20 protein-coding genes are annotated in these 24,980 nt (G+C 73.3%); 6 read left to right on the top strand and 14 right to left on the bottom strand.

The genetic code is table 11. The features are described from left to right. Window positions 1–3: 3 nt before the first annotated feature. Complete coding sequence (locus E4622_RS13725; protein ID WP_134740702.1) at window positions 4–2,238, top strand: N,N-dimethylformamidase beta subunit family domain-containing protein; 2,235 nt, start codon at window positions 4–6, stop codon at window positions 2,236–2,238. 3 nt (window positions 2,239–2,241) lie between these two features. Here E4622_RS13725 and E4622_RS13720 read toward each other — a convergent pair whose 3' ends face one another. Beyond that, window positions 2,242–3,114, bottom strand: a complete 873-nt coding sequence (locus tag E4622_RS13720; protein WP_134740701.1) for a helix-turn-helix transcriptional regulator — start codon at window positions 3,112–3,114, stop codon at window positions 2,242–2,244. Window positions 3,115–3,225: 111 nt separating this feature from the next. On the opposite strand from E4622_RS13720, the gene E4622_RS13715 reads away from it, so the two are divergent. After that, entirely contained in the window at window positions 3,226–3,927 is a 702-nt protein-coding gene (locus tag E4622_RS13715) for an SDR family NAD(P)-dependent oxidoreductase (protein WP_134740700.1), read from the top strand. Window position 3,928: 1 nt separating this feature from the next. On the opposite strand, the gene E4622_RS13710 is transcribed toward E4622_RS13715, so the two are convergent. From E4622_RS13710 to E4622_RS13695, 4 genes are all read right to left on the bottom strand, one after another. Further along, complete coding sequence (locus tag E4622_RS13710) at window positions 3,929–4,747, bottom strand: shikimate dehydrogenase (RefSeq protein ID WP_134740699.1); 819 nt, start codon at window positions 4,745–4,747, stop codon at window positions 3,929–3,931. A 94-nt stretch (window positions 4,748–4,841) separates the two neighbouring features. Next, window positions 4,842–6,443, bottom strand: a complete 1,602-nt coding sequence (locus E4622_RS13705) for an ABC transporter substrate-binding protein (RefSeq protein ID WP_167736076.1) — start codon at window positions 6,441–6,443, stop codon at window positions 4,842–4,844. 135 nt (window positions 6,444–6,578) lie between these two features. Continuing rightward, window positions 6,579–9,035: an FtsX-like permease family protein gene (locus tag E4622_RS13700; protein WP_134740697.1), complete on the bottom strand. Its 2,457-nt coding sequence runs from the start codon at window positions 9,033–9,035 to the stop codon at window positions 6,579–6,581. Window position 9,036: 1 nt separating this feature from the next. Beyond that, the gene (locus E4622_RS13695) at window positions 9,037–9,804 is read right to left on the bottom strand and encodes an ABC transporter ATP-binding protein (RefSeq protein WP_134740696.1); all 768 of its coding nucleotides are present in this window, start codon (window positions 9,802–9,804) and stop codon (window positions 9,037–9,039) included. 142 nt (window positions 9,805–9,946) lie between these two features. Here E4622_RS13695 and E4622_RS13690 point away from each other — a divergent pair, with 142 nt between their 5' ends. Together E4622_RS13690 and E4622_RS13685 are read left to right on the top strand one after the other, a co-directional pair. Beyond that, entirely contained in the window at window positions 9,947–11,197 is a 1,251-nt protein-coding gene (locus E4622_RS13690) for a histidine kinase (protein WP_209021908.1), read from the top strand. Beyond that, window positions 11,185–11,838 carry a response regulator transcription factor gene (locus E4622_RS13685; protein ID WP_134740695.1) on the top strand — a complete coding sequence of 218 codons (654 nt, stop codon included), beginning with the start codon at window positions 11,185–11,187 and terminating at the stop codon, window positions 11,836–11,838. The genes E4622_RS13690 and E4622_RS13685 overlap by 13 nt, the downstream gene beginning before the upstream one ends. Window positions 11,839–11,851: 13 nt before the next feature. On the opposite strand, the gene E4622_RS13680 is transcribed toward E4622_RS13685, so the two are convergent. Further along, complete coding sequence (locus E4622_RS13680; RefSeq protein ID WP_134740694.1) at window positions 11,852–13,363, bottom strand: SulP family inorganic anion transporter; 1,512 nt, start codon at window positions 13,361–13,363, stop codon at window positions 11,852–11,854. A gap of 103 nt (window positions 13,364–13,466) precedes the next feature. Here E4622_RS13680 and E4622_RS13675 point away from each other — a divergent pair, with 103 nt between their 5' ends. Together E4622_RS13675 and ugpC are read left to right on the top strand one after the other, a co-directional pair. Then, entirely contained in the window at window positions 13,467–13,883 is a 417-nt protein-coding gene (locus E4622_RS13675) for a MerR family transcriptional regulator (protein WP_209021907.1), read from the top strand. 246 nt (window positions 13,884–14,129) lie between these two features. After that, on the top strand, window positions 14,130–15,221 hold the full coding sequence (gene ugpC / locus E4622_RS13670; RefSeq protein WP_134740693.1) for a sn-glycerol-3-phosphate ABC transporter ATP-binding protein UgpC: 1,092 nt from the start codon (window positions 14,130–14,132) through the stop codon (window positions 15,219–15,221). A gap of 30 nt (window positions 15,222–15,251) precedes the next feature. Here the strand turns inward: ugpC and E4622_RS13665 are convergent, their stop codons facing one another. From E4622_RS13665 to E4622_RS13630, 8 genes are all read right to left on the bottom strand, one after another. Further along, on the bottom strand, window positions 15,252–16,364 hold the full coding sequence (locus E4622_RS13665; RefSeq protein ID WP_134740692.1) for a glycerate kinase: 1,113 nt from the start codon (window positions 16,362–16,364) through the stop codon (window positions 15,252–15,254). After that, window positions 16,361–18,064 (bottom strand): alpha-amylase family glycosyl hydrolase, encoded by a 1,704-nt coding sequence (locus E4622_RS13660; RefSeq protein WP_209021906.1) that lies wholly within the window; start codon window positions 18,062–18,064, stop codon window positions 16,361–16,363. Before E4622_RS13660 ends, E4622_RS13665 begins: the two co-directional genes overlap by 4 nt. After that, the gene (locus E4622_RS13655; protein WP_134740691.1) at window positions 18,061–19,419 is read right to left on the bottom strand and encodes a glycoside hydrolase family 36 protein; all 1,359 of its coding nucleotides are present in this window, start codon (window positions 19,417–19,419) and stop codon (window positions 18,061–18,063) included. Before E4622_RS13655 ends, E4622_RS13660 begins: the two co-directional genes overlap by 4 nt. Then, the gene (locus E4622_RS13650; RefSeq protein ID WP_134740690.1) at window positions 19,416–20,495 is read right to left on the bottom strand and encodes a Gfo/Idh/MocA family oxidoreductase; all 1,080 of its coding nucleotides are present in this window, start codon (window positions 20,493–20,495) and stop codon (window positions 19,416–19,418) included. The genes E4622_RS13655 and E4622_RS13650 overlap by 4 nt, the downstream gene beginning before the upstream one ends. Then, complete coding sequence (locus E4622_RS13645; protein ID WP_134740689.1) at window positions 20,492–21,544, bottom strand: zinc-binding alcohol dehydrogenase; 1,053 nt, start codon at window positions 21,542–21,544, stop codon at window positions 20,492–20,494. Before E4622_RS13645 ends, E4622_RS13650 begins: the two co-directional genes overlap by 4 nt. Window positions 21,545–21,608: 64 nt before the next feature. Beyond that, window positions 21,609–22,484, bottom strand: coding sequence for a carbohydrate ABC transporter permease (locus tag E4622_RS13640; protein WP_134740688.1), 876 nt, complete (start codon window positions 22,482–22,484; stop codon window positions 21,609–21,611). Further along, the gene (locus E4622_RS13635) at window positions 22,481–23,497 is read right to left on the bottom strand and encodes a sugar ABC transporter permease (RefSeq protein ID WP_134740687.1); all 1,017 of its coding nucleotides are present in this window, start codon (window positions 23,495–23,497) and stop codon (window positions 22,481–22,483) included. Before E4622_RS13635 ends, E4622_RS13640 begins: the two co-directional genes overlap by 4 nt. Window positions 23,498–23,536: 39 nt before the next feature. Then, window positions 23,537–24,937 (bottom strand): extracellular solute-binding protein, encoded by a 1,401-nt coding sequence (locus tag E4622_RS13630; RefSeq protein WP_134740686.1) that lies wholly within the window; start codon window positions 24,935–24,937, stop codon window positions 23,537–23,539. Window positions 24,938–24,980 lie beyond the last annotated feature (43 nt).

The following is a 24,980-nucleotide window of genomic DNA, read 5'->3' as shown; positions in this document are numbered from 1 at the left end:
GCGGTGGCGGGCACCTCGGAGCAGGAGACCTTCGCCTACTGCGACCGCCTCGACCACGCCCCGGGTGAGGTCGTCCGGCTGCACACGTCGTCGGGCTCGGAGCGGCTGCGGGTGTCGCTGGTGCGGCCCTGGGCCGACGGCGACACCGAGCGGATCCGGCACCGGCACCGGCCGGTTGCCTCCGTCCCCGTCCAGGAGACCTCGGGGACGGCGCAGCCGATCCACGTGGGGTCGTTCGGCCTCGTCGACGGCCTCGACCTCGCCGCCGACGGCGGGCTCACGGTCGTGGTGCACGCCTGGCCCACGCGCTTCGCGAGCGAGGGCTCGACCCTGCTGTCCCTGGGCGGCGACCAGGGCACTGTCGGTGGCACCGTCGAGCTCACCGCGGACGCCGACGGGGTGCTCACCGGGCGCGTCCGCACCGGCGGCCGGGTGGTCGAGGTCGTCGACGAGGTACCGCTCCAGCTGCGGCAGTGGGTGACCCTCGCCCTCTCGGTCGACCCCCTCGCCGGCAGCCTGCGGCTGCACGTGCGCCCGCTCGACCGGCTCGTGCCAGGCGACCGGCCCCGCACCACCGAGGCGAGCGGCGACCTGGGCGGGCTCGGGCCGCTGCACCGCCTGCTGCTCGCGGCCGGTGGCACCACCACCGCCGCCGACGGGAGCCCGCGCGGCCTCCACTGCTACGACGGCAAGCTCGACGCGCCCACCGTCCTCGACGGCGCCCGCGACGCGGACGCCCTGGCGGAGCTGGCGACCGACCCCCGGGCCCACGCCCCGCTCGCGGCCTGGGACCTCGGCAGCGACTTCGCCACCACGGTGTTCCGCGGCACGACCGACGGCGCCCCGGACGGACTGCTCGTCAACGCCCCGACCCGCAACGTCACCGGTCGCTGGTGGGACGCCACCGAGGTCGACCACCGCCTCGCGCCGGGCCAGTACGCCGCCGCGCACTTCCACAGCGACGACCTCGAGGACTGCGGCTGGACGGTCACGCACGAGCTGGCCCTGCCCGACGACCTCCCGAGCGGGATCTACGCGGTGCTGGTGGAGGGCTCCGACTCGGTGGACCACGTGCCCGTCGTCGTACGGCCGCAGAGTCCGGGCGGCGTGCTGTTCCTGCTGCCGACGTTCTCCTACCTGGCCTACGCCAACGCCCGGCTGGCCGAGGAGTTCGACTACTCCGGCGACGTCCTGACCAACCGCGAGGTCATCCCCAGCGACCGCGACAAGCAGATCTACGCGCACCGCGAGTTCGGCAGCTCCCTCTACGACCACCACACCGACGGCTCGGGAGTCTGCTACTCCTCGCACCTGCGCCCGATCCTCAACATGCGCTGGGACTTCCGCAGCGCCATCCAGGACGCGCCGCGCCACTTCGCCGCCGACCTGGTCATCCCGACCTGGCTGCGGCACCTCGGCATCGAGCACGCGGTCACGACCGACCACGCGCTGCACGAGCAGGGTGTCGACGCCCTCGCCGGGCACCGCGTCCTGGTCACGGGCAGCCACCCGGAGTACTGGAGCAAGCGGATGCTCGACGCCGCCCAGGCCCTCCTGGACGACGGCGGCAGCATCGTCTACCTCGGCGGCAACGGCTTCTACTGGGTGACCAGCGCCGACCTCGACCGCCCGCACCTGGTCGAGATGCGCCGTGGCCACCAGGGCATCCGCACCTGGCAGAGCGAGCCCGGCGAGACGGTCATGAGCCAGTCGGTGGAGGAGGGCGGGCTCTGGCGGCTGCGGGGCCGGGCGCCCAACCTCCTGGTCGGGATCGGCATGGCCGGACAGGGCTGGGACGACGCCACGCCCGGCTTCGAGCGCACGGAGGCCTCGCACGACGAGCGCGCGGCGTTCCTCTTCGAGGGCGTCGAGGGCGACGTGATCGGCGACTTCGGCCTCGTGCTGGGCGGCGCCGCCGGCGACGAGATCGACCGCGCCGACGTCAGTCTCGGCACCCCGCGGCACGCTCTGGTCGTGGCGACCTCCCAGCCGCACTCGGCCTACTACCTCGCCTCCAACGAGAACGTGCCCGCGCCGACGCCGCTGATCAACGGCACCAACAACCCCGACGTCCGGGCGGACGTCACGTACTTCGAGACGCCGGCGGGCGGCGCCGTCCTGTCGACGGCCGCCATCTCGTGGACCGGCAGCCTGGCCTACGACGGCTTCGACAACAACGTCGCCCGGCTCACCGAGAACGCCGTCCGCGAGTTCCTCGCCAGGTCGACCTCGGGCTGATCGTCAGGCCTTCGGCATGGCTGGCACGGAGTCCGGGGCGCCCACGACCACGGCGAGGCGAAAGCAACTCTCGTCCTCGGTGCCAGGGGCGGCGGACATCACGACGATCTTGAGGTCGGCGTCGCCGTCGGTGAGGGTGTCGCAGTCGACGGAGATCGGTCCGACGGAGGGGTGGTGAACCACCTTGCGGTCCTCGCGGTGGGCGCTGACCGTGCCGGCGGCCCACAGCTCGGCGAAGCGGGCGTTGCCGGCCAGCAGGCTCCGGACCAGGCCGTGGAGCCGCGGATCGTCGGGGAAGCGGCCGGTGGCGCGACGCAGGTCGGAGGCCACCGCGGCCTCGGTGTGCGCCTGGTCCTGCACGACGACGGGCCACTGGGCGACGGCGGCACCGTCTCCGGGGAGGGGGAAGACGCAGCGGGCGAAGTTGCGCACGGGCACCGGCACGCCGGCCGGGTCGCCGAGCACCGCGGCCCAGCTGCGGTTCCACCAGACCAGCTGCCAGTCGGCGGCGAAGACGGCGACCGCCGCGTCGCCCAGGCGCGACACGACGCGCTGCACGCTCGGGGACAGGTGCTCGGAGACGTGCCCGCTGCTGGGCGGCGCGAGGGAGGCCAGCCGGAACAGGTGGTCGCGCTCCTCGGCGCTCAGCTGGAGGGCGCGGGCCAGCGCGGCGACGACCTGGGACGACGGCGTCGTGGCCCGGCCCTGCTCGAGGCGTACGACGTAGTCGACCGAGACACCGGCCAGCTCGGCCAGCTCCTCGCGGCGCAGCCCGGTCGTCCGCCGCCCGAGCCGGGTGGGCAGCCCGGCGGCGGACGGTGCCAGCCGGTCGCGCCAGGCACGGATCGTGGAGCCGAGGTCGCTGGCGGTCGTCACCCCACCATCATCCCTCGCCGACGCACCCTCGGGGCGATCCTGGGTGGTACTGCCGCTCCTACCGTCGCGACGTCCCTGGTGGCGCCCTGCCGGAGCGCGCAGGATCGAGCCATGACCACCACCTTCATCACCGGAGCCAACAAGGGCCTCGGCCTCGAGACCGCCCGCCGCCTCGCCGAGCTCGGCCACACCGTCATCCTGGGCGCGCGGGACCCCGAGCGCGGCGCCGCCGCGGCGCGAGACCTCGGCGTCCGGTTCGCCCAGATCGACGTCACCGACGACGACTCCGTCCGGGCCGCCGCCGCCGACGTCGAGAGCCACGAGGGACACCTCGACGTGCTCATCAACAACGCCGGCGTCGCCGGCACCTACGGCGTCGAGCCGGCCGACCTCAGCGGCCAGGACGTCCTCGACGTGCTCGACGTCAACGTCGCCGGCGCCGTCCGGACGACCACCGCCTTCCTCCCGCTCCTGGGACGATCGGCCGACCCCGTCATCGTCAACGTCAGCAGCGGGATGGGCTCCCTCGAGCACACCCATGACCCGTCCCGCCCGGAGTCGCACGTCGTCGCACCCGTCTACACGGCCTCCAAGGCCGCCCTCACGATGCTGACGACGCAGTACGCCAAGGCCTTCCCGGACATCCGCATCAACGCCGCCGACCCCGGCTACACCGCGACCGACCTCAACGCCCACAGCGGCCCGCAGACCGTGACCGAGGGGACCGACGCCGTCGTGGCGCTCGCGACCGAGGGACCCGGCCACGCCTCCGGCCGGTTCGTGGACCGGCACGGCGAGACCACCTGGTCCTGACTCAGCCCTCGGAGACGCGCGGCGGCAGCCGGTCGGGCCAGACGAAGGCGCGGACCAGGTCGAACTGGCCCTCGAGCATCGACTGCCCGTAGGACACCCGCATGCCGCGGGCGAGGGCGGCCTCGAGCAGCGGCGTCGTCCGGGGCTCGATGACGATCTCGGCGACCGCTGCCCCGGGCGACATCCGCGAGACGTCCGCAGGCAGCGGGTCGCCGGCGCGCAGCCCGAGCGAGGTGGCGTTGACGAGCAGGTCGACGGCCCCGGGGTCGCCGTCGGAGACGACGACCTCGCAGCCCGGGCGGGCGGCCGCGACCGCCGCGGCCAGCTCGCGCGCGGCGTCCTCGCTGCGGTTGTGAATCGCCAGCCGCCGGGCACCGGCCCCGGCCACCGCGAAGGCCAGGGCGCGTCCCGCGCCGCCGGCCCCGACCAGCAGCACGGAGGCACCCTCGACGGCGATGCCGTCGGCGGCGAGACCGGCGAGGAAGCCGCCGCCGTCCACGTTGTCGCCGGTCAGCCGACCGTCGGCGTCGCGGCGCACGAAGTTGACGGCACCGACCAGGCGCGCACGGTCGGTCAGGTCGTCGAGACGGTCGACGACCGCGACCTTGTGCGGGATGGTCACGCCGAAGCCGGCGACGTTGCGCAGGGCCCGCAGGGTCCCGACGACCGCGGCGAGGTCCTCGGGCAGCACGTGCAGCGGCGACACCGCCACGTCGTCGCCGGCCGCGGCGAAGCGGCGGTTGAGCAGGTCGCTCCCGCGGACGTGGTCGACGGGGTCGCACAGGATGAACATGACGGCGGTGCGGCCGGTGATGCGCACAGGGATCCTCCTGGGAGTGCCGCGAGGCCCCCGACGTCGTCGTCGGGGGCCTCGCGGGTGGAACGGGTGGAGCGGGCCGGTCAGCCTGCGGGGATCAGCTGGGCTTGATCTCCGAGAGGCGGATCTGCTTGTTGGGGCTGTAGCGCACCCCGGTGACGGCGTCCGAGTGCACCAGGAACTTGTTGGCCTGGAACAGCGGGATCAGCGTCGCGTCGTCGCGCATCTCGGTGATGAGCTCCTCGGCGATGCTCTCGCGGCCGGCCGGGTCCTTCTCGGCGAGGTACTCGTCGTAGAGCTTCTGGCCGATCGGGAAGTCCATCGAGGTGCGCTCGCCGTAGATGCCGGCCTCGCGACCGAACGGGTCGAAGTAGGACGAGGAGTCGAAGTCCTCCGGCGCCCACAGGCCCGAGGTGATCGAGAACTCGCCGGCGCGGTAGCCCTCGATCCACTTCTCGTACTCCACCGGGCGGATGTTGACCTTGATGCCGACCTTGTCGAAGTCGGACTGCAGCTTCTCCCACAGGCTCTGCTGGGAGACGCCGTACCAGGTGACGTTGGCGAACTCGACATCCAGCTCGAGACCGGAGACACCGGCCTCGTCGAGCAGCTTCTTGGCGGCGTCGGGGTCGTAGCCGATCGGCTCGACCTTGTCGGAGCCCACGAAGCCGATCGGGACGACGGCCGCGGGACGCGGGGCGCCGTCGGCGAGCGCCGAGCTGATGCCGTCGTAGTCGACGGCCATCTGGATCGCCTGGCGCACGCGGTCGTCCGCGAGCTCGGGGGCGTCCTTGCTCTTGTGGTTCATCGCCAGGTAGTTGATGTTGAACGACGGCTCGGTGACGACCTTGATGCCGTCCTTGCCCTCGAGCGAGGCGGCGGTGTCGGGCTCGATGTCCATCGCGATGTCGATGTCGCCGCGCTCGACCAGCTGGGCCTGCGTGGAGGCGTCGCGGATGTCCTCGAGGACGATCGTGTCGAACGCCGGGGCCTCGCCCCAGTAGTCGTCACGGAGCTTGAAGACGACCTCGGAGTTGCGGCGCCACTCCTCGAGCTCGTAGGGGCCGGTGCCGACCGTGGTCTCGTCCATGAACTTCTGGGCGTCGTCCGCGGTGACGGCGGAGGCGTCCGAGACGGCGCCGTTCTCCTGGAGCACCTTGGAGTCGAAGACCGACAGGTAGGGAGCGGCCATGCGCGAGGGGAAGGAGCTGTCCGGGCCGGTCAGCACGAACTCGACGGTGGTGTCGTCGACGACGTTGACCGAGTCGACGATGCCCATCTTGAACGCCGAGGCGCCCTGGACGTTCTTGACGCGCTCGAGGCTGAACTTCACGTCCTCGGCGGTCATGGTGTTGCCGCTCGGGAAGGTGACGTCGTCGCGGAGCTTGAAGGTGTAGGTCTTCAGGTCCTCGGAGGCCTCCCAGGAGGTGGCCAGGTTGGGCAGCACGGTCTTGGGGTCGTCCTGGTCGACGTCGACCAGGGTCTCCGCGTACATCGGGATCACGAGCTGCATCGCGTCCGCGAGCACCCGGGCGGGGTCGAACGTCGCGAGGTCGCCGAGGGCGATGCCGAGGCGCAGCTCGTCGGCCGCGTTGCCGCTGTCGTCGTCGCTGCCGCCGGACCCGCAGGCCGTGAGCGACAGTGCGACGACGCACGCGGCGAGGGCGGTGGTGATTGTTCTCTTCAAGGCGGTCTCCATCCTGGGACACATTTAGTAGGATGAGGATCCTTTTTAGCCGGTGTGTTGTCAAGCACTGTGTCCAAACCGAGTCTTCGCCGTGACCTGGCCCCGGATCCGCTGGCGCGGACCCGGGGCCGGGGGACCTCCGCCCGCTCAGGGGGCCGGCCGGGCCCGCATCAGGGAGCGGGTCGGGAGGGCGACGGCCGCCACTCCGAGCACCAGGACGCCCGCGGCGATGGAGAGCAGCTCCACCGGCACGATCGAGGGCAGCGGCTGCCCCGAGACCCCCAGCGCGATGCCGACCAGGGGCGGAACGGCGACCAGGACGCCGAGCACCACGGCGATCACGCCCGTGGCCAGCGACTCGATGAGCGTCATGGCCCGCACCTGGCGGTCCTGCGCGCCGACCAGCCGCAGCAGCGTGAGCTCGCGGCGCCGGCCCAGCGTGGACATCACGAGGCTGTTGACGACCGACAGGGCGACGTAGCCCAGGATCACGATGAGCGCGATCCGGTTGACCCAGGCCTGGGAGTCGCGCTCCGCGGAGCCCTCCTCGGCCAGGGACTCCGCGCTGCTCGGCGCCAGGCCGAGCTCCCCCACGGCCGCCTCGACCTGGGCCTGCTGCCCGTCGGCGACGTTGACCAGCAGGTAGTCGTCGAGCCCCGCGGTCGTGTGCTCGCGGAGGGTCTCGCCGTCCATCGTCACGTCGCCGAAGCCCAGGCCGCGCTGGTAGGTCGCGACCAGCTCGGCATCGACGGCGGTGCCGTCGCCGAGGTGGAGCGAGACCACCTCGCCCACGTCGGCGCCGACGAAGCCGGCCGCCTCGGTGCTCAGGGCGACGGTGCCCGGACGGCCCAGGTCGGCCACCGAGCCGTCGGTCACGTCCAGGTCCTGCGTGCTCTCCTGGGCCTCGGGGTCGACGCCCTGGGCGGCGAAGGCCTCCGTGGTCGGGTCGCCCAGCATGGTCCCGGTCATCAGCACCTGGCTGCGCACGACCCGGTTGACGTCCTTGACGCCCTCGAGCCCGGCGACCTCCTGCGCGGCGCCGGCCGAGATGCCCGCGGGGGCGGCCACGACGTAGTCGGCCACGAGGCCGTCTCGCGACTGCCCCGAGGCCTCGGCCTCCACCGTGGTGGGCAGGAACAGCTGCACGCACGCGAAGGACATCGCCAGGGCCAGCGGCACGACGGCCGAGGCCGAGCGGCGGGTGTAGCCGCGCAGGTTGGCGCTCGCCAGCGTGAGGCTGGGCGAGCTGCTGCGCCGGGTGACGCGGTGTGCCGTCCCGACGACGCGCTGCACGATCTGGGGGCCGAGCAGGCCCACCCCGAAGAGCAGCAGCAGCGCGGCGCTGGCCGCCGCCAGGAGCCCGGCGACGCCGGACACGACGAACGGCGCACCGGCCGACGCGAGGCCGCCCGCGATCAGGACGAGCCCGCTCACGGTCCGCAGCCGCGACAGCTCGGGGCTCTCGACGTCGGCCTCGGCGAGCGCCTCGACCGGCGAGATCCGCGACGTACGCCGCCCGGCGAGCGCGGCCGCGCCGACCGCGCTGACGAGGCACAGCACGACCGCGGTCAGCGCCGGCAGCGGGCTGTAGGCGAGGGCGAAGTCGGTGGACATGACGCCCGCGTGGGCGAACTGCCCGCCGAGCACGCTGGCCATCCAGTAGCCCGGAGCGGCGCCGATGAGCGCGGCCAGCCCGGCGACGACGAGCACCTCGCGTCGGATCAGCCCCTGCACCTGTCCGGGCAGGGCGCCGACCGCGCGCAGCAGCGCGAACTCGCGGCGTCGCTGGCCGACGGCGATCGAGAGCGTCCCGGCGACGACGAAGACCGCGATGGCCAGGGCGACGCCGATGAAGGAGCTGCTGAGGAGCATCAGCTGGTCGCGCGCCGAGAACGACTCCAGCGACTCCAGGTCGCCGCGTCGGCTGCCGGTGTAGGTCTCGACGCCGGCCACCTCGCGCTCCACGACCTCGGCGAGGTCGTCGGCGTCCGTGCCGGGGGCGGCGAGCACGCCGACGGCGGCCACGCGCCCCGGGTGGGGCCACAGCTCCCCGGCGCGCGCGTCGCTGAGCAGCACCGTGTCGGCGTCGCCGCGCACCGTGCCGCTGACGGTGTACGTCGTCGGGGTGGCGCCGTGGGTGAGGACGAGGTCGTCGCCGGGGTGAAGCCCGAGGCCGGTGCCGACCACGACGTCCAGGTCGCCCTGCGGCGCCTCGCCGTCGACCAGGTCCTGCGAGCCCAGGACGGCGGAGCCCCAGCCGTGGGCGTCGACCGGCTCGCCGTCGGCGGTGCCCAGCGGCACGCTGACGTCCGCCACGGCGCGCTCGACCCCGGGCAGGGCGGCGATCTCGTCGACGGCGTCCTCGGGCAGGGTCACCCGCTCCGCGAACGGCACGGCGAGGTCCTCCTCGACCGGCATCGACTGGCGGCCGCCGACCATGACGTCGGCGGAGGCGTAGCGCTCGGGCGGTACGCCGCCGCGCAGCCCGGACTCCATCAGCACGCCGAGCCCGGTCATCAGCGTCGAGGCGAGCAGCACCGCGACGAACACGCCCACGAACCCGCCGCGGTGGCGGCGGATCCCGGCGAGGGCGAGGCCCCACATGTCAGCGCCCCGCGATCATGGTCGTCATGTGCTCGGCCACGCGGCGCGCGTCGGGTGCGTCCATCGCGCCGACGAGCTCGCCGTCGGCGAGGAACAGCACGCGGTCGGCGTAGCCCGCCGCGACCGCGTCGTGGGTGACCATGACGACCGTCTGGCCGAGGTCCTGGGCGGTCTGCCGGAGCAGCTCGAGGACCTGCTGGCCGGTGACGGAGTCGAGCGCGCCCGTGGGCTCGTCGGCGAAGACCGCCGCGGGCCGCGTGACCAGCGCGCGGGCGATGGCGGCGCGCTGCTGCTGGCCGCCGGAGAGCTCCGAGGGCATCCGGCCGACGAGGTCGGCGATCCCGACCTGCTCCAGGATGTGCGCCAGCCAGGCGCGGTCGACGTCGTGGCCGCTGAGGAGCAGCGGGAGGGTGACGTTCTGCTCGACGGAGAGGTGCGGGAGCAGGTTGTAGGCCTGGAAGACGAAGCCGACGTGGTCGCGACGGAAGGTCGTCAGCGCCTTGGTGCGCAGCTGGGAGATGTCGGTGCCGCCGACGACGACGGTGCCGCTGTCGGGGCGGTCCAGGCCGGCGGCCGCCTGGAGCAGCGTGCTCTTGCCGGAGCCCGAGGGGCCCATCACGGCCGTGAACGACCCGGTGGGGATCTCCACCGACACGTCGCGCAGGGCGGTGACCGGACGCGGTCCGCTGCCGTAGGTCTTGGTGACGTGGCGCAGCGAGAGCGCGGCGGCGGCCGTCCTGGGGGGTGTGGTGAGGTCCTGGGTCTGCATGGTCCGTCCTTCGTCCGTGGTGCGTCGTGGTGTGTCTTCGACGCTAGGTTTCGGACGCGGCACTCTCGACCGTGCTGACCACCCTCTTGATGGTGTAGCCAGCTCTACCGACAAAGCGGCGCGCGGACGGGAGGATGGACCGGTGACCGTGACGACGCCCCCCGCCCTGAGGCGCCGCGGTCGCGACCTGCGCTACCTCGCGCTCGAGGCCGTCTCGTGGCCCGCGTCGATGGCGCTGCTGGTCGCCAGCGTCGTGGTGCTGCCGCTGGCGGTGCTCGTCGGTGGGCGCACCGGCGGCTCCCCCACCCTCGACGTGGTCCACCGGCTCGCGCTGCGCGCCCACGCCGCCGCCGCGCGGCTCGCCACCGACCGCCGTACGACGGAGCTGCCGGAGGAGGCCGCGGCCAGCCTGGGCGCGCCGCAGACGCGACGCAACCTGTGGTGGCTCGTCCTGCACGCCACCGTCGTCTTCGCCCTCTCCCTGCTGCTCGTGGCGCTGAGCGTCGCCCCGGTGCTCTACACCCTCGCCGCCCCCTGGTGGTGGCTGTTCCCCGACGACGTGCCGATGTCGCTGGCCTTCGAGATCACGAGCTGGCAGCGCGCCGGGGCGACCGTGGCGCTCGGCCTGCTCTACGGCGCACTGGCGTGGGTGCTGGTCCCGTGGACCTCCCACCGGATCGCCCGGAGCACCCTCGGCATCCTGGAGGCGCCGCGCTCCGAGGTGCTCGCCCGGCGGGTGGACGAGCTCTCGGTGAGCCGGGCCGCCGCGCTGGACGCGCACGCCGCCGAGCTGCGCCGCATCGAGCGCGAGCTCCACGACGGTGCGCAGAACAGGCTGGTCTCGGTGGTGATGATGCTCGGCATGGCCCGCCGCGCCCTGGAGAGCGGCGCGACCAACGCGCTGCCGCTGCTCGAGCAGGCGCAGGACGCGGCCGGGGACGCGCTGTCGGGCCTGCGCACGGCGGTGCACGACATCTACCCGCCGGTGCTCGACGAGCTCGGGCTGGGTGACGCGGCCTCCTCCCTGACCAGCCGCTCCACGATCCCCTGCACCCTCGACGTGAGCGGGCTGCGCCGGGCCCCGGCGGCGGTCGAGTCGGCGGCGTACTTCGTCCTCGCCGAGGCGCTCACCAACGCGATGAAGCACTCCGGCGCCTCCCGCATCGACGTGGCACTGCGGACCGAGCGGGTCGACACCGAGCAGGGAGAGGCCGAGCAGGTCCTGGTCGTCGAGGTGCGCGACGACGGCCACGGGGGCGCGGTCGACGACGGCACCGGAAGCGGCCTGACCGGCATCCGCCGCCGCGCCGCGGCCTTCGAGGGCGACCTGGTGCTGATCAGCCCGGCCGGAGGGCCGACGATGGTGCGGGTGGAGCTCCCATGCGGATTCTGATCGCCGAGGACGACGCGCTGCTGCGCGCCGGCCTGACCCTGCTCGTCGAGAGCGAGGGGTTCACCGTCGTGCAGGCGGTCGACAACGCCGACGACCTCCTGGCGGCGTACGACGCGCACCGCGAGGAGGGCGTCGACGGCGCCGTGCTCGACGTGCGGATGCCGCCGACGTTCACCAACGAGGGCCTGCGCGCGGCCCTGGAGCTCCGCGAGCGGCAGCCCGGCTTCCCGGTACTGGTGCTGTCGGCCCACGTCGAGGACCAGTACGCCGGCCGGCTGCTCTCCGGCGGCTCCGGGGGTGTCGGCTACCTGCTCAAGGACCGCGTCGGCGACGTGGGCCAGTTCGTCGACGCGCTGCGCCGCGTGATCGACGGCGGCACCGCGATGGACCCCGAGGTCATCGCCCAGCTCCTCAGCCGCCGCTCGGGCAACGACCCGATCCGCTCGCTGACCCCGCGCGAGCGCGAGGTGCTGTCGCTGGTCGCGGAGGGCAAGTCCAACGCCGACATCTCCCGCGAGCTGGTGCTCTCCGACACCGGCGTGAGCAAGCACATCGGCAACATCTTCTCCAAGCTCGGCCTCTCCACCTCCGACAGCGGGCACCGCCGCGTGCTCGCGACGCTGACGTACCTGAGGTCCTGACGGCGGCTGGCGCCTACGGGGCGGAGAACCGTCCGGTCAGGCGGCCGTGGCGCTCGGCGCTCGCCGCGTCGAGGCCGACGATCTCCACGGTCTTGCCCTTGCGCTCGTACTTGGAGGTGATCGCGTCCAGGGAGGCGACGGTGGAGGCGTCCCAGACGTGGGAGGCCGACAGGTCGACGACCACCCGCGCGGGGTCGCCGGCGTAGTCGAACTGGGTGTAGAGGTCGTTGCTCGAGGCGAAGAACAGCTCGCCGGTGACCGTGTAGACCGCCGTGGCGGTCCCGTCCGGCCCCTCGACGAGCTCGCGGTGGGTCTCGGTGACGTGGGCGACGCGGCGTGCGAAGAGCGTCATCGCGACCAGGACCCCCGCACCGACGCCGAGGGCGAGGTTGTGGCTCAGCACCGTGACGACGACGGTCGCGAGCATCACCGCGGTCTCGGACCTCGGCATCCGCCACAGCGTGCTCGGCCGCACCGAGTGCCAGTCGAAGGTGCCGACCGAGACCATGACCATGACGGCGACCAGCGCGGCCATCGGGATGAGCGCCACGACGTCCCCGAAGCCGACGACCAGGACGAGCAGGAGGACGCCGGCGAGGAACGTCGAGATGCGGGTGCGCGCTCCCGAGACCTTCACGTTGATCATCGTCTGGCCGATCATGGCGCAGCCGCCCATCCCGCCGAAGAACCCGGTGACGACGTTGGCGGCGCCCTGGCCCCAGGCCTCGCGGGTCTTGTCGGAGGGGGAGTCGGTGATGTCGTCCACGAGCTTGGCGGTCAGCAGCGACTCGAGCAGCCCGACGAGCGCCATGCCCAGCGCGTACGGCGCGATGGTCTGGAGCGTCTCGAGGCTGAACGGGACATCGGGCAGGAACAGCGAGGGCAGGCTGTCGGGCAGCTCCCCCTCGTCGCCCACGTCGGGCACGTTCAGGCCGCCGAGGACCGTGAACGCCGTCAGCGCGACGATGGCGACCAGCGGGGCCGGGACGACGGTGGAGACGCGGGGCAGCGCGACCAGGACGGCGATGCCGACGGCCGTCATCGGGTAGACCAGCCACGGCACGTCGACGAGGTGGTCGAGCTGCGCCTCGAAGATCAGGATCGCGAGCGCGTTGACGAAGCCGACCATGACCGAGCGCGGGATGAACCTCATCAGCCTCGCGACCCCGACGAGCGCCAGCACGACCTGGATCGCGCCGCCGAGCAGCACGGTGGCGACCAGGTAGTCGTAGCCGTGGTCCCGCATGACCGGCGCGATCACCAGCGCGACCGCGCCGGTGGCCGCCGAGATCATCGCCGGGCGCCCGCCCAGGAACGAGATCGCCACCGCCATCGTGAACGACGCGAACAGGCCGACCCGCGGGTCGACGCCCGCGATGATCGAGAACGAGATCGCCTCGGGGATCAGCGCCAGCGCGACCACCAGCCCGGCGAGGACCTCCGTGCGCAGCAGCCGCGGTGAGCGCAGCGCGTCACGCACCGTCGGCGTCTCCGGCAGGAGAGCGCGGGAGGTGGTGGCGGACATGGTCGTGCTCCGTTCGAGGTGGCGGGCGGTCTGCCTCGGCGTCACCCAACCCTACCTTCACGTGAGGGTAGGGTTGGGCGTCCCGAGAGTGAGGCTGAGCACCGTGAGCGATCCCGCCGCCATGTCCGGCAGCTCCGCCGCCATGCACATCGGCGAGGTGGCCGCCCGGACGTCGCTGTCGCTGCGCAGCCTGCGGCACTGGGACGAGGTCGGCCTGCTGCACCCGTCGGGCCGCACTGACGGCGGCTTCCGGCTCTACCAGGAGTCGGACGTCGAGAAGATCCTCGTCATCCGACGGATGAAGCCGCTCGGCTTCACCCTGGAGCAGATGAAGGGCGTCCTCGTCGACACCGAGACCCTCTGCGACCCCGCCGCCGACGGCGAGGCACGGCGTACGGCGCGCGAGCGGGTCGACGCCATCCGCACCGAGGCCATCGAGCGCCGGGCCGCCCTCGCCCGCCAGCTGGACATGGCCGATGAGTTCCTGGAGCTGATCACCCGCGAGGTCGCGCCCGACTGAGCTGGCGGCCGCCCACCAGCATCGGCAGGTTCTGGTGCTTTCCCCTCGCTTCTGGGCCGTTATTTCGGCCCAGAACGTCAGGTTTTTCCGCATCTGCTGAAAACCCTGCTCCCGCGCAAGACCCACTCGCAACCCTGGTCACCCCCGGCGACGCACCGTAGAGTCCGCTGTGACCGGGATCACCCGGTCGACCCTCTCACTACGGATCGTCCGGCACGTGCCTGCCGGTGAAGGGATGGCCTCGTCATGGCTTCTGTCAGTTTCGAGAAAGCTCAGCGCATCTACCCGGGGTCGGACACGCCGGCCGTGGACGACCTCAACCTCGAGATCGAGGACGGGGAGTTCATGGTCCTCGTCGGCCCCTCGGGATGCGGCAAGTCCACCTCCCTCCGCATGCTCGCGGGTCTCGAGGAGGTGACGGACGGGACGATCAGGATCGGCGATCGCGACATCACGCACGTCCCGCCGAAGGACCGCGACATCGCGATGGTGTTCCAGAACTACGCGCTCTACCCCCACATGACCGTCGCCGAGAACATGGGCTTCGCGCTCAAGATGGCCGGCGTCAGCAAGGCCGAGCGCAGCACCCGCGTCCAGGAGGCCGCCAAGCTGCTCGACCTGGAGGACTACCTCGGGCGCAAGCCCAAGGCGCTCTCCGGCGGCCAGCGCCAGCGCGTCGCCATGGGCCGCGCGATCGTGCGGCAGCCGCAGGTGTTCTGCATGGACGAGCCGCTGTCCAACCTCGACGCCAAGCTCCGCGTCTCGACCCGCACCCAGATCGCCGCGCTCCAGCAGCGCCTGGGGATCACCACCGTCTACGTCACCCACGACCAGGTCGAGGCCATGACGATGGGCGACCGGGTCGCCGTGCTCAAGGACGGCATCCTGCAGCAGGTCGACACCCCGCTCGCGCTCTACGACCGGCCGGCCAACCTGTTCGTCGCCGGGTTCATCGGCTCACCGGCGATGAACCTGCTCGACGCCAAGGTCGGCGCCGACGGCCGCGTCGAGGTCGACGGGCACGAGCTCCTGGTCGACCGCGCCGCGCTCTCGCGCGCCGACGGCGAGGTCACCCTGGGCGTGCGTCCGGAGTCCTGGCGACTGGCCGAGGACGGCGAGCCGGGCTACCCGATCAAGGTGGCGGTGATCGAGGAGCTCGGCGCCGACGCCTACCTCTACGGCACCCCCGCCGCCGAGGGCTCGGACCCGCTGCACCAGATGGTGGTCCGCGTCGAGGCGCGCCGCGACCTGGTCAAGGGCGCCACCGTCCACCTGGCGACGACGCCCGACAAGGTGCACGTCTTCGACACGGCCAGCGGGGCCCGGCTCAGCGCCTGACGGCCCGGTCCACGGCACGACGCTGCCGGGCTACCGGGCCCCTCGGGGGGCTCGGTGCCCGAGCAGCGCCACCACCTCGCGCGCCGTCGCGCGCAGCTCGGCGGCGGTGGTCGCGGGGTCGAGCGCGGCCGCGAGGCTGCGCGGCTCGGCGTGGATCGCGAAGACCGCGTCGAACGGCGCCGGCGCCGGTCGGTCGACCCGACCACCGAGCCCGACCACGAGCGCGCCGGCCTCGGCCGCCAGCCGGGCGACCCCGGCGGGGCCCTTGCCCATCGCCGTCTGGTGGTCGAGCGAGCCCTCGCCGGTGAGGACCAGGTCGGCGCCGGTCGCGGCCTCGCGCAGCCCGCTGCGGCGGGCCACCTCGTCGAAGCCCCCGACCAGCCGCGCCCCGCACGCCAGCAGCGCGGCGCCCAGCCCGCCGGCCGCGCCCGCACCGGGCAGCCCCGAGACCGGACGTAGGCCGTCCAGGGCGGCGCCCCAGCGGAGCAGCTGCGCCTCGAGGTGCTCGACCTGCTCGGGGGTGGCGCCCTTCTGCGGCGCGAAGACCCGCGCGGCGCCGGCGTCGCCGGTCAGCGGGTTGGTGACGTCGGACAGGACCACGACCCGCGACAGGTCCGGCAGCGTGGCGACATCCAGGGACGCGAAGGACCACAGCGGGTTGCCCTCCCCGCCGCGCACGTCGGCGCCGAGCGCGCGCAGCATCCCGGTGCCGCCGTCGGTGGTGGCGCTGCCGCCCAGCCCCACCAGCACCGTGCCCGTCCTGGCCGCGAGCGCGTGGCGCAGCTGGAGGCCGAGTCCGCTCGACGACGCCCGCGGCGGCACCGTGTCGTCCACGACCGCCAGCCCCTCGAGGCCGATCGTCCGGGCCGCCTCGACCACGGCGGTGCCGTCGGGCAGCACGACGTACGCCGCACGCAGCGACCGCCCCAGCGCGTCGACCGTGTCCGTCTCGACCGGCTCGCCCCCGGCGCCCCAGGCGAGGGCCTCGACCGTGCCCTCGCCGCCGTCGGCGAGCGGCAGCACGAGCACCTCGGCCTCGGGCGCGGCGTCCAGGACTCCGAGCCGCACCGCCTCGCCGGCCGCGGCGCTGGCCAGCGAGCCCTTGAAGGAGTCCATCGCGACGACGACGCGCAGCGCGCTCACGCCTCCGGCCTGAGCCAGGCGTAGCCCCACGGCCGGAGCACCAGCGGGTCGGCGCGCTCGCCGGTGAGGACGTCGAGCCCGCGCACGGGCAGCGTCACCGCCTCGGCCGACACGTTGGTGACGCACAGGAGCTCGTCGCCGGTGCCCTCGCCGCGGCGCACGGCGAAGACCCGGTCGTCGAGGCGCTCGACCCGCTGGGTGCCGAACGGCGAGAACGCCTCGTGCCGGCGGCGTACGTCGAGCAGGTGCCGCATGCCCTCGAAAACGGCCCGGCGGCGCGGGTCGTCGTGCAGCTCGGCGGTGAGCCGGTCGGCGTCCAGGACGGCGCGGTTGATGCGGCGGTTGATGCGGCTCTCGACCATGCCCTCGAGGTCGGGCGGCGAGCCCACCAGCGAGTGGTGGTAGACCGCCGGGACGCCGAGGAACACGAACAGGATGCTATGCGCGGCCAGGGCCTTCGCCGCGAGCACCGCCGGGTCGTGGGCCTCCTCGACGGTGCACAGCGCGTCGAGGTAGCTGAGGTTGAGCTCGTAGACCGCACGGGTGCCGTCGGGCCGGCCGGCCCAGGAGATCTCGCCGCCGTGGGAGCGCGTGCGCTCGACCAGCGCCTCGCGCTCGGCGTCGTCGAGGATGCCCTCGGTGGCGCGCATGCCGATGCCGTCGTGGCTGGCCAGGAAGTTGAACCAGGTGGCGGTGTCGCTGACCGGACCCACCCCGTCGGCCCACGCGCTGAGCCGCGCGGTGGAGCCGGCGACGAAGGAGTGCAGCACCAGCGGCGGCAGCGCGAACTGGTAGACGAGGTGGGCCTCGTCGTGGCCGTCGCCGAAGTAGGAGATGTTCTCGGCGTGCGGCACGTTGGTCTCGGTCAGCAGCCGGGCGCCCGGGGCGACGTGCTCGACCAGCGCCCGCCAGACCTTGATCGCCGCGTGCGTCTGCGGCAGGTGCAGGCAGGTGGTGCCGGACTCCTTCCACAGGAAGCCGATCGCGTCGAGCCGCACGGCCGACGCGCCCCGGTCGAGGTAGCCCAGCAGCACGTCGGTGAGCTCCTCGAAGGTGCGCGGGTGTCGCACGTCGACGTCGACCTGGTCGTCACCGAACGTCGTCCACGCCCAGCGCTGCGTGCCGTCGGGCCGCAGGTAGGCGTGGAAGAGCGGCGACGTGCGCGGCCGCACGACGCGCGAGGCGTCGAAGCCGGGGTCGCGCTCGACGTAGAAGCCGTCGTACGCCGGGTCGCCGGCCAGCCAGCCCAGGAACCACGGGCTGTGGCTCGAGGTGTGGTTGGCGACGAAGTCGAACATCACCGCCCGGTCGGCGGCCAGCTCGGCCACGTCGTCCCACGTGCCCAGGGCCGGGTTGACCGCGCGGTGGTCGACGACCGCGAAGCCGTCGTCGGAGGTCCAGGGGAACATCGGCAGCAGGTGCAGGTCGCTGAGCACGTCGCCCACCTGCTCGCGCAGGAAGACCGCCAGCGTGTGCAGCGGCGCCTCGCCGCGGCGCCGGATGCCGTCGCCGTAGGTGATCAGGCACGCCGTCCGGTGGGTCGGTGGGTCGACCGCGCGCCCGGCCAGCCGGGCGGCGTACCGCTCCGCCAGGCCGACCAGCCGGGCGGAGACCTCCGCGTGCTCGTCAGGGTAGAGCAGCGCCAGGTGGGGTGCGATCCGGGCGGCGAGGTCGCGGGCGTCCAGCGGGCCGGCGCTCACCGCTCCCCCTCGGAGCGGGCCAGCGCCGCGCCGGAGCTCAGCACGTCGGGCGCGAACGGCTCAGCCGTGCCGCCGCCCGCGAGCAGGCCGCGCACCGTCTCCAGGCCCCATTCGTCGAGCTCGCCGACGCGGTCGGAGAACGACGGCAGGCCGCCGTAGGTGCGCGCGGCGTCGGCCCACGTCTCGCGCTGGGAGTACGACGGACGGGCGACGACGCAGTCGGGGTCGTTGACCCAGAGCCGGCCCTGCTGCCAGGCGCGGGCGGCCAGCGGCATCAGCCCTCGCAGGCCGGTCGAGCCGTCCTCGCCACCCTCGTGGAAGGTGTCCGGCGAGACCCGCATCGCGTCGACCAGCCCCACGCTCGGCAGCAGCGGGGCCCCGCAGCCGACCAGCTGCACGTCCGGCCCGACCACCTCGCGCACGAGCTCGAGCCCGGAGCGGTAGGCGGCGACGCCGTCGACGCCGGAGTGGCGCGGACCGGGCACGGCGCCGGCGTAGAGGAAGTCGAGCTTGAGGTAGTCCACGCCCAGGTCGACCAGGCCGCGCAGCGACTGGGCGAGCAGGTCGCGGACGCCGGGGTGGGTGAGGTCGAGGCCGCGCAGGGGCTGGCCCCAGTTGCGCCCGGCCTCCCCGACGAGCCAGTCGGGGTGCTCGCGAGCCAGCGTGGTCCCGGCGCCCACGGTGAAAGGCGCCAGCCAGATCCCGGCGCGGCGCCCGGAGCTGCGGATCGCGTCGACGACCGCGGGCAGCGAGCCGAAGCGGTCGGCGACGACGAGCCCCTCGCCCAGACCCGGGCTCCAGCCGTCGTCGACCTGGACGACGTCGACGGGCAGGTCGTAGGCGTCGAGGTCGCGCACCGCCTCCAGCACGTCGTCGGCGGTGACCTCCTCGAAGAACCGGTACCACGAGCACCACACGCGCGGCGGCGGCAGCGGACGGCGCTCGACGCCGGCCGCGAGCGTGTCGCCGTACGCCGCCAGCGCGGCCTCGCCGCCGCCCGCGTGCTCGGTGGTGGCGACGGCGCCGGTGGACCGGACGACGACGGAGTCGCCCTCCAGGTGCGCGCGCACGGTGGGCACGACGGTCGGGTCGGTCGAGCCGTAGCAGCGCGCGGGCGCGCCGGTGCCGGGGTCGACGACGAGCAGCCCCTCCCCCTGGAGGCCGTGGCGGGCGACGGAGGTGCCGGGCCGGAAGCGCATCTGGTGCTCCCACTCCTCGGCGGGCGCGCGGCCGGTGCCGCCGACCGCGTACCAGGTCGCGGGGCTCCAGCTCTGCCAGCCCTCGGCGTAGACGCGGCCGGCGACGGGGTCCACGGAGACCTCGTCGACGACGTGGCCGGGCTCGGGTGCGCTCACGCCGACACCTCGACCGGGGTCCCGCCCCGCTCCGCGGACTCGGCGGCCGCGAGCACGAGGCGCACGGACTCGGCGGCGTCGGCCGCGGAGCTCTCCGGCTGCCGGTCCTCCGCGACCGCGCACATCAGCTCGCCCATCGCGGCGGCGAAGCCGTCCACGAACCACGCCCCGGTCAGCGGTACGGCGGTCCGGTGCCGACCGTCGTCGAGCTCGAGCCGGTCGGAGTCGAGGAGCACGCTGCCGCGCAGGGTGCCGGTGGTGCCGTGCACCCAGAACGGGCAGCCGGGCTCGGACGAGACGACGCTGCCGACGATCCGCACACTGGCGGTCGCGCCGGAGGCCGTGGCGAGGGACACCGTCGCCGACCAGGGGTTGCGGGCCTCGGGGGGCTGGCCGGGCACCCGGGAGTCGACGGCCTGCACCGAGGTGACCGGGCCGGCGCCGCCGTCGAGCAGCCAGGTGCGCGTGATGTCCACCCAGTGCAGGAGGTAGTCGGTCAGCAGCATGTGCGGCACGTCGTCGAACGGCGTGCCGGCCAGCGGCGGCAGGGCCTTGTCGTGCACGTGGGTGACGCCGACGACGTCGCCGATCGCCCCGGCGCGCAGCAGCAGGGTCGCCGCGCGCCAGGGCGGGGCCCAGCGCCCGTTGTGGTTGACGGCGATGCGCACGCCGGCGCGCTCGGCGCGTGCCAACAGCGCCGGCAGCCGGTCGAGGTCGTCGCGCGAGAGCGTGAGCGGCTTCTGGGCGAGCACGTGCTTGCCGGCCTCGACGGCCGCCTCGAGCCAGTCCAGCCGGCCCTCCGGCCCGGTCGCGAGGTCGACGAAGCGCACCTCGGGGTCGGCCAGGAGCTCCTCGGCGCTGGCGTAGACCCGCCCGACGAAGGGGAACCGCTCGCGCACCGTCGCGGTGGTGGCGGGCGTCCGGCTCCAGACGCCGGTCACGCCGACGCCGTGCTGGGCGTAGGCCGGCAGGTGCGCGGACTGCGCGATCGTGCCGGCGCCCAGGATCGCGACCCCGCCGCGGTCCTCGGGGAAGCGCGGGCCGGTGTCGAACCGCGCGAGGTCGAGGTCGCTCACTGCTCCTCCGGCGCGGCCGGGAAGCGGAGCACCGCCTGCAGCACGTCCGGGTCGCCGCGGTCGAGCCGCTCGAAGACCGAGGCCACCTCGGCGGCCGGCAGCACGTCGGTGACCAGCGAGCGGACGTCGACCCGACCCCGGCTCACCTGCTCCATGAACGTGCGGACCAGCCGCGGCTGGTCCCACCGCGGCCCGAGCGCGAGCGGCGTACCGGAGATCTGGCTGGCGACGATCCGCACCCGGTTGTGGTGGAACTCCTCGCCGAGCCGCAGGTGCGCCGCGCCGCCCTGGTAGAAGCCCGACGCCACCACCGTGCCGTCGACGACCACCGAGCGCACGGCCTCGTGCAGAGCCCGGTCGTTGCCGCTGAGCTCGATGGCCGAGTCGACGCCGCCGCCGGACCACTCCCGCACGTGCGCGCCCGCCCCGCCGGGGGCGTCGGGCGCCAGTGTGTGGCTCGCGCCCATGCGGCGGGCCGTCTCCAGCCGGTCGGGCACCCCGTCGACGGCCACGACCTCGGCGCCGCTCAGCACCGCCAGCCGCGTGGCGAGCAGGCCGATGACGCCCTGGCCGTAGACCGCCACCCGGTCGCCGAGCCGGGCCTCGGCGGCCAGCACGGCGTTGAGGGCGATCGAGCCGACGCGGGCGAAGATCCCGGCCAGCGCGTCCTCGCCGGTCCAGACCCGGTCACGCACGGCCGCGGCCGGGACGACCGCCTCGCTGCGGTGGCCCCAGATGCCGTGCACGACGTCGCCGGGCGCGGGCGCCTCCACGCCGTCGGCCACCTCCACGACCTCGCCGACCTCGGAGTAGCCCCAGCCCTCGACCGGGTAGCCGAACGTCGGCGCGCCCTCGACGAAGAGCCGCCGCTCGGCGTCCCAGGTGCCGGTGAGGTAGGGGTTGGACCCGCGGTACGCCGTCAGCTCGGTGCCGGCCGAGATGCCGGAGTACCACGTGCGGACCCGCACCGTGCCCGGCGCCAGCGGCTGGGCCTCGGTGGGCACCAGCGCCACCTCGAAGGGTGCGGTGAAGGACACGACGTCGGGCACGGACAGCTCCTGGGTGGGGCGAGGGGACGAGGGAGGGACAGCGCGGGGTCGGGCGGTGGGCCGCTCAGCCCTTCTCGGCGCCGGCGGTCAGGCCGCCGGCCAGCCACCGCTCGCTGAGGAAGAACAGCGCGATGATCGGCACGGTGAGGATCACCGAGCCGGCCATGAGGACCGTGGTGGGGACCTCGATGCTGCCGGCGAGCTGGGAGAGGCCGAGCGAGACCGTCCAGTTCTCGCGCTTCTCCACGAGGAAGAGCAGCGCGAAGAGGAACTCGTTCCACGCGATCATGAAGATGAACAGCGCGTTGGACATGATCGCCGGCATCGCCAGCGGCAGGCTGACGTGGCGCATCGCCTGCAGCCTTGTGCACCCGTCGATCGCGGCCGCCTCCTCGATGGCGGCCGGGATCGTGTCGAAGTAGTTGCGCAGCATGTAGATCGACACCGCCGCCACCTGCGCGACGTAGACCACCAGCAGCCCCAGCAGCGTGCCCCGCTGGCCGATGCGCGTGAAGAACACGAACAGCGGGATCGCCAGCAGGATCGCCGGGAAGAAGTAGACGCCCAGGAAGACGGCGCTGATCTGCCGGCGGCCGAAGAACTCCAGCCGGCTGACGGCGTAGGCGCCGGGGATCGCGACCAGCAACGTCAGCACGACGGTGCCGATCGCCACGATGAAGCTGTTGCGGATGAAGACCAGGAAGCCCTGCCCGCCGTCCTCGGGGGAGGCCAGCACGTCGCGGTAGGTGCCGAGGTCGATCTCGCCGCCCTTCGGCCACAGGGCGCCGGGGTCCTGGATGACCGCGTCGAGCGGTCGGAAGGACAGCAGCAGCATGTAGTAGAAGGGGAACAGGCAGATCAGCAGCAGCACGACGATCGTCAGCGGCCGCAGGGCGCCGAAGATGCGCCGCTCGACGGCGTCGCGGTTGAAGGAGCTCATGCCACGTCCTCCGACCGGCCGAAGAACTTGAGGTAGATGCCCACCAGCACGGCCAGGATCGCCGCAAGCACGAGGGCCTGGGCGGCCGCGGCGCCGATGTCGCCGCGGTTGATGAGGTAGTCGAAGACCCGCACCGCGACGACCTGCGTGCCGGACGCGCCGCCGGTGAGCAGGTAGATGTCGTCGAAGTTGTTGAAGGTCCAGATGAATCGAAGCACCGTCAGCACCGCGATCGTGGGCAGCAGCTGGGGCAGCACGATGTGGAAGAAGCGCTGGGTGGGCGTGGCGCCGTCGACGGTCGCGGCCTCCTCCAGCGACTCGGGGATCGCCTGCATCCGTGCGGTGATGAAGAGGAACGCGAACGGGAACGAACGCCAGCCCTCGAAGAGCACGACCGTGAACAGCGACATGCTGACGTGCAGGTCGATGCCGAACGGCGAGATCGGGTCCGAGGAGCTGAGGAACGCGATCGGGTCGTCCCAGCCGAGCAGGCTCGCGCCGTAGTGGTTGACGATGCCGAACTGCGGGTTGAGCATCGTCGACCAGACGAAGGTCGCGGCCACCACGGGGGCGACGTAGGGCAGCAGCATGCAGGCGCGCACCAGCCCCCGCCCGCGGAACGGCGCGCGCAGCGCGAGCGCCGCCACCAGGCCGAGGCCGATGGCGCACGCCGTACCGGCCACGGAGTAGACGAGCGTGGTGGTCAGCGCGTCGACGAAGCCCGGGGAGGTCAGGACGTTGGTGAAGTTCTCCAGGCTGTAGTCGCCGATGATCCCGGTCGTGCGCAGGTTGAGGAGCCGCACCTGCTGGAAGGCCAGGGAGAACGTCCAGAGGATCGGCAGCACGACCATCGCGAAGACGATGACGACGGTCGGCGAGATGAGCAGGTAGCCCGCGCGCCGGTCGTCGCTCGCTCGGCTGCCCCGCGCGCGGCGGGGCCGCCGGCCCTGGGGCGCCGGGGGAGGCGCCTCCAGGGCCGTGGCCGCCTGTCCGGCCGGTCCGCCTGTGGTCATCGGTGCTCCCGAGCGGGCGAATCGGTCACTGGTCGTCCCTCACTGGGAGTCCTGGACCGAGGTGATCGCCTCGTCGGCGGCCTTGGCCGCCTCCTCGGGATCGGTGCCGCCGGCCACCTGGTTGACGGCGTTGGCTACGGGCTGCTCGCCCTGGATCGCGCCGAGCAGGTCGCCCTGGCCCTGCGGGATCGCCCAGCGCGCCAGGGTGTCCGCCCCACCGGTGAGGGCCTCGATGACGTCGGGGCCGTAGAACTTCGACAGCGGCGCCTTGGTGTCCACGCCGACGTCCATCTTGGCCCAGGCCTCGGAGTACTCCGTGCCGCCGGGGGTGTCGCCGGTGCGGACCGGGATCTTGCCCTCGGGGGCGATCGCTATCCACGGCTCGTAGCCGTCGCTGAGGAGGTACTCGACGAACTTCTTCGAGGAGTCGGTCGCGGAGTCGGCGGTGATCGTCCACGACGTGATCTCGCCGAACGTCGCAGGCTCCTCGCCCGAGGGACCCTGGATCGACGTCACGACACCGCTGTTCTCGGCGAGGAAGCCCGGGTCGCCCTTGCACTCGGGGCAGCTCGGCAGGGCGTCGTTGCGCAGGCCCGCCATCTCGTCGAGGATGAAGCTCGACCAGATCAGCATCGCGCCCTGCCCGGCGAAGTAGGCCGCGCGGGTGGTGTCGACGTCCTGGGCTCCCTCGATCGAGTAGTCCTGCTGCAGCGTCCCGTAGAAGTCGAGCGCCTCGACGCACTCGTCGCTGTCGAAGGTCACCTCGCCCTCGTCGTCGACCATCTGGCAGTTGTTGCCCAGGCCGATCTCCTCGAAGGTCTGCGCGGTGAACGCGTCGCCCGCGACGTTGGCGCCGAGGAAGCCGGCGACGTCGCCGGAGTCGAGCTCCTCGGCGGCGGCCAGCACGTCGTCGTACGTCGAGGGCACCTCCAGGCCGGCCTGCTCGAAGAGGTCCTTGCGGTAGACCAGCAGCTGCACCCAGGACTCGCTCGGGATGGCCAGCTGGTCGTCGCCGTCGGAGGTCAGCTCCAGGGAGCTCTCGCTGAACGTGCCGGGGTCGAGGGTGTCGAGCACGTCGCCCACGGCCGCGGTGTCCACCAGCTCGTTGGCCGACAGCGTGCGGACCTGCCCGAGCGGCAGGCCGCCGATCACGTCGGGGAGGTCGCCGGCCGCCGCGCTGGACGTCAGGACCTGGTTGAACTGGTCCTCGGCCACCGAGACCAGCTCGACGTCGACGCCGGAGGCGGTGGTGAAGTCGTCGACGATGGCCTGGGTGGCGGCCACCCGGTCCGGCAGGTCCTCGACGATCCAGACGGTGATGGCGTCGCCGTCGCCGCCGCCGTCGCCGCCGTCGTCGGAGCTGCAGGCGGCGAGGGTTCCGAGCACGAGCGTCGAGAGCGCGGCGACCACGCTGACGCGGCGCCGACGGGGTGTGGACATGAGGCCTCCGGGAGTTCGGATAGTTTTGTCCAGACATTGGACC

Source organism: Nocardioides sp. 503 (genome assembly GCF_004522095.1).
In the GTDB taxonomy this organism is placed as follows: Bacteria; Actinomycetota; Actinomycetes; order Propionibacteriales; family Nocardioidaceae; genus Nocardioides.
This window is presented reverse-complemented; position numbering and strand designations above follow the sequence as displayed.

Bases quoted from the DNA above. Each gene is read 5' to 3' on its own strand.
- E4622_RS13685 (WP_134740695.1), top strand. From the start codon at position 11,185: ATGCGGATTCTGATCGCCGAGGACGACGCGCTGCTGCGCGCCGGCCTG.
- ugpC (WP_134740693.1), top strand. From the start codon at position 14,130: ATGGCTTCTGTCAGTTTCGAGAAAGCTCAGCGCATCTACCCGGGGTCG.
- E4622_RS13680 (WP_134740694.1), bottom strand. From the start codon at position 13,363: ATGTCCGCCACCACCTCCCGCGCTCTCCTGCCGGAGACGCCGACGGTG.
- E4622_RS13630 (WP_134740686.1), bottom strand. From the start codon at position 24,937: ATGTCCACACCCCGTCGGCGCCGCGTCAGCGTGGTCGCCGCGCTCTCG.
- E4622_RS13640 (WP_134740688.1), bottom strand. From the start codon at position 22,484: ATGAGCTCCTTCAACCGCGACGCCGTCGAGCGGCGCATCTTCGGCGCC.
- E4622_RS13705 (WP_167736076.1), bottom strand. From the start codon at position 6,443: ATGGAGACCGCCTTGAAGAGAACAATCACCACCGCCCTCGCCGCGTGC.
- E4622_RS13700 (WP_134740697.1), bottom strand. From the start codon at position 9,035: ATGTGGGGCCTCGCCCTCGCCGGGATCCGCCGCCACCGCGGCGGGTTC.
- E4622_RS13635 (WP_134740687.1), bottom strand. From the start codon at position 23,497: ATGACCACAGGCGGACCGGCCGGACAGGCGGCCACGGCCCTGGAGGCG.
- E4622_RS13695 (WP_134740696.1), bottom strand. From the start codon at position 9,804: ATGCAGACCCAGGACCTCACCACACCCCCCAGGACGGCCGCCGCCGCG.
- E4622_RS13715 (WP_134740700.1), top strand. From the start codon at position 3,226: ATGACCACCACCTTCATCACCGGAGCCAACAAGGGCCTCGGCCTCGAG.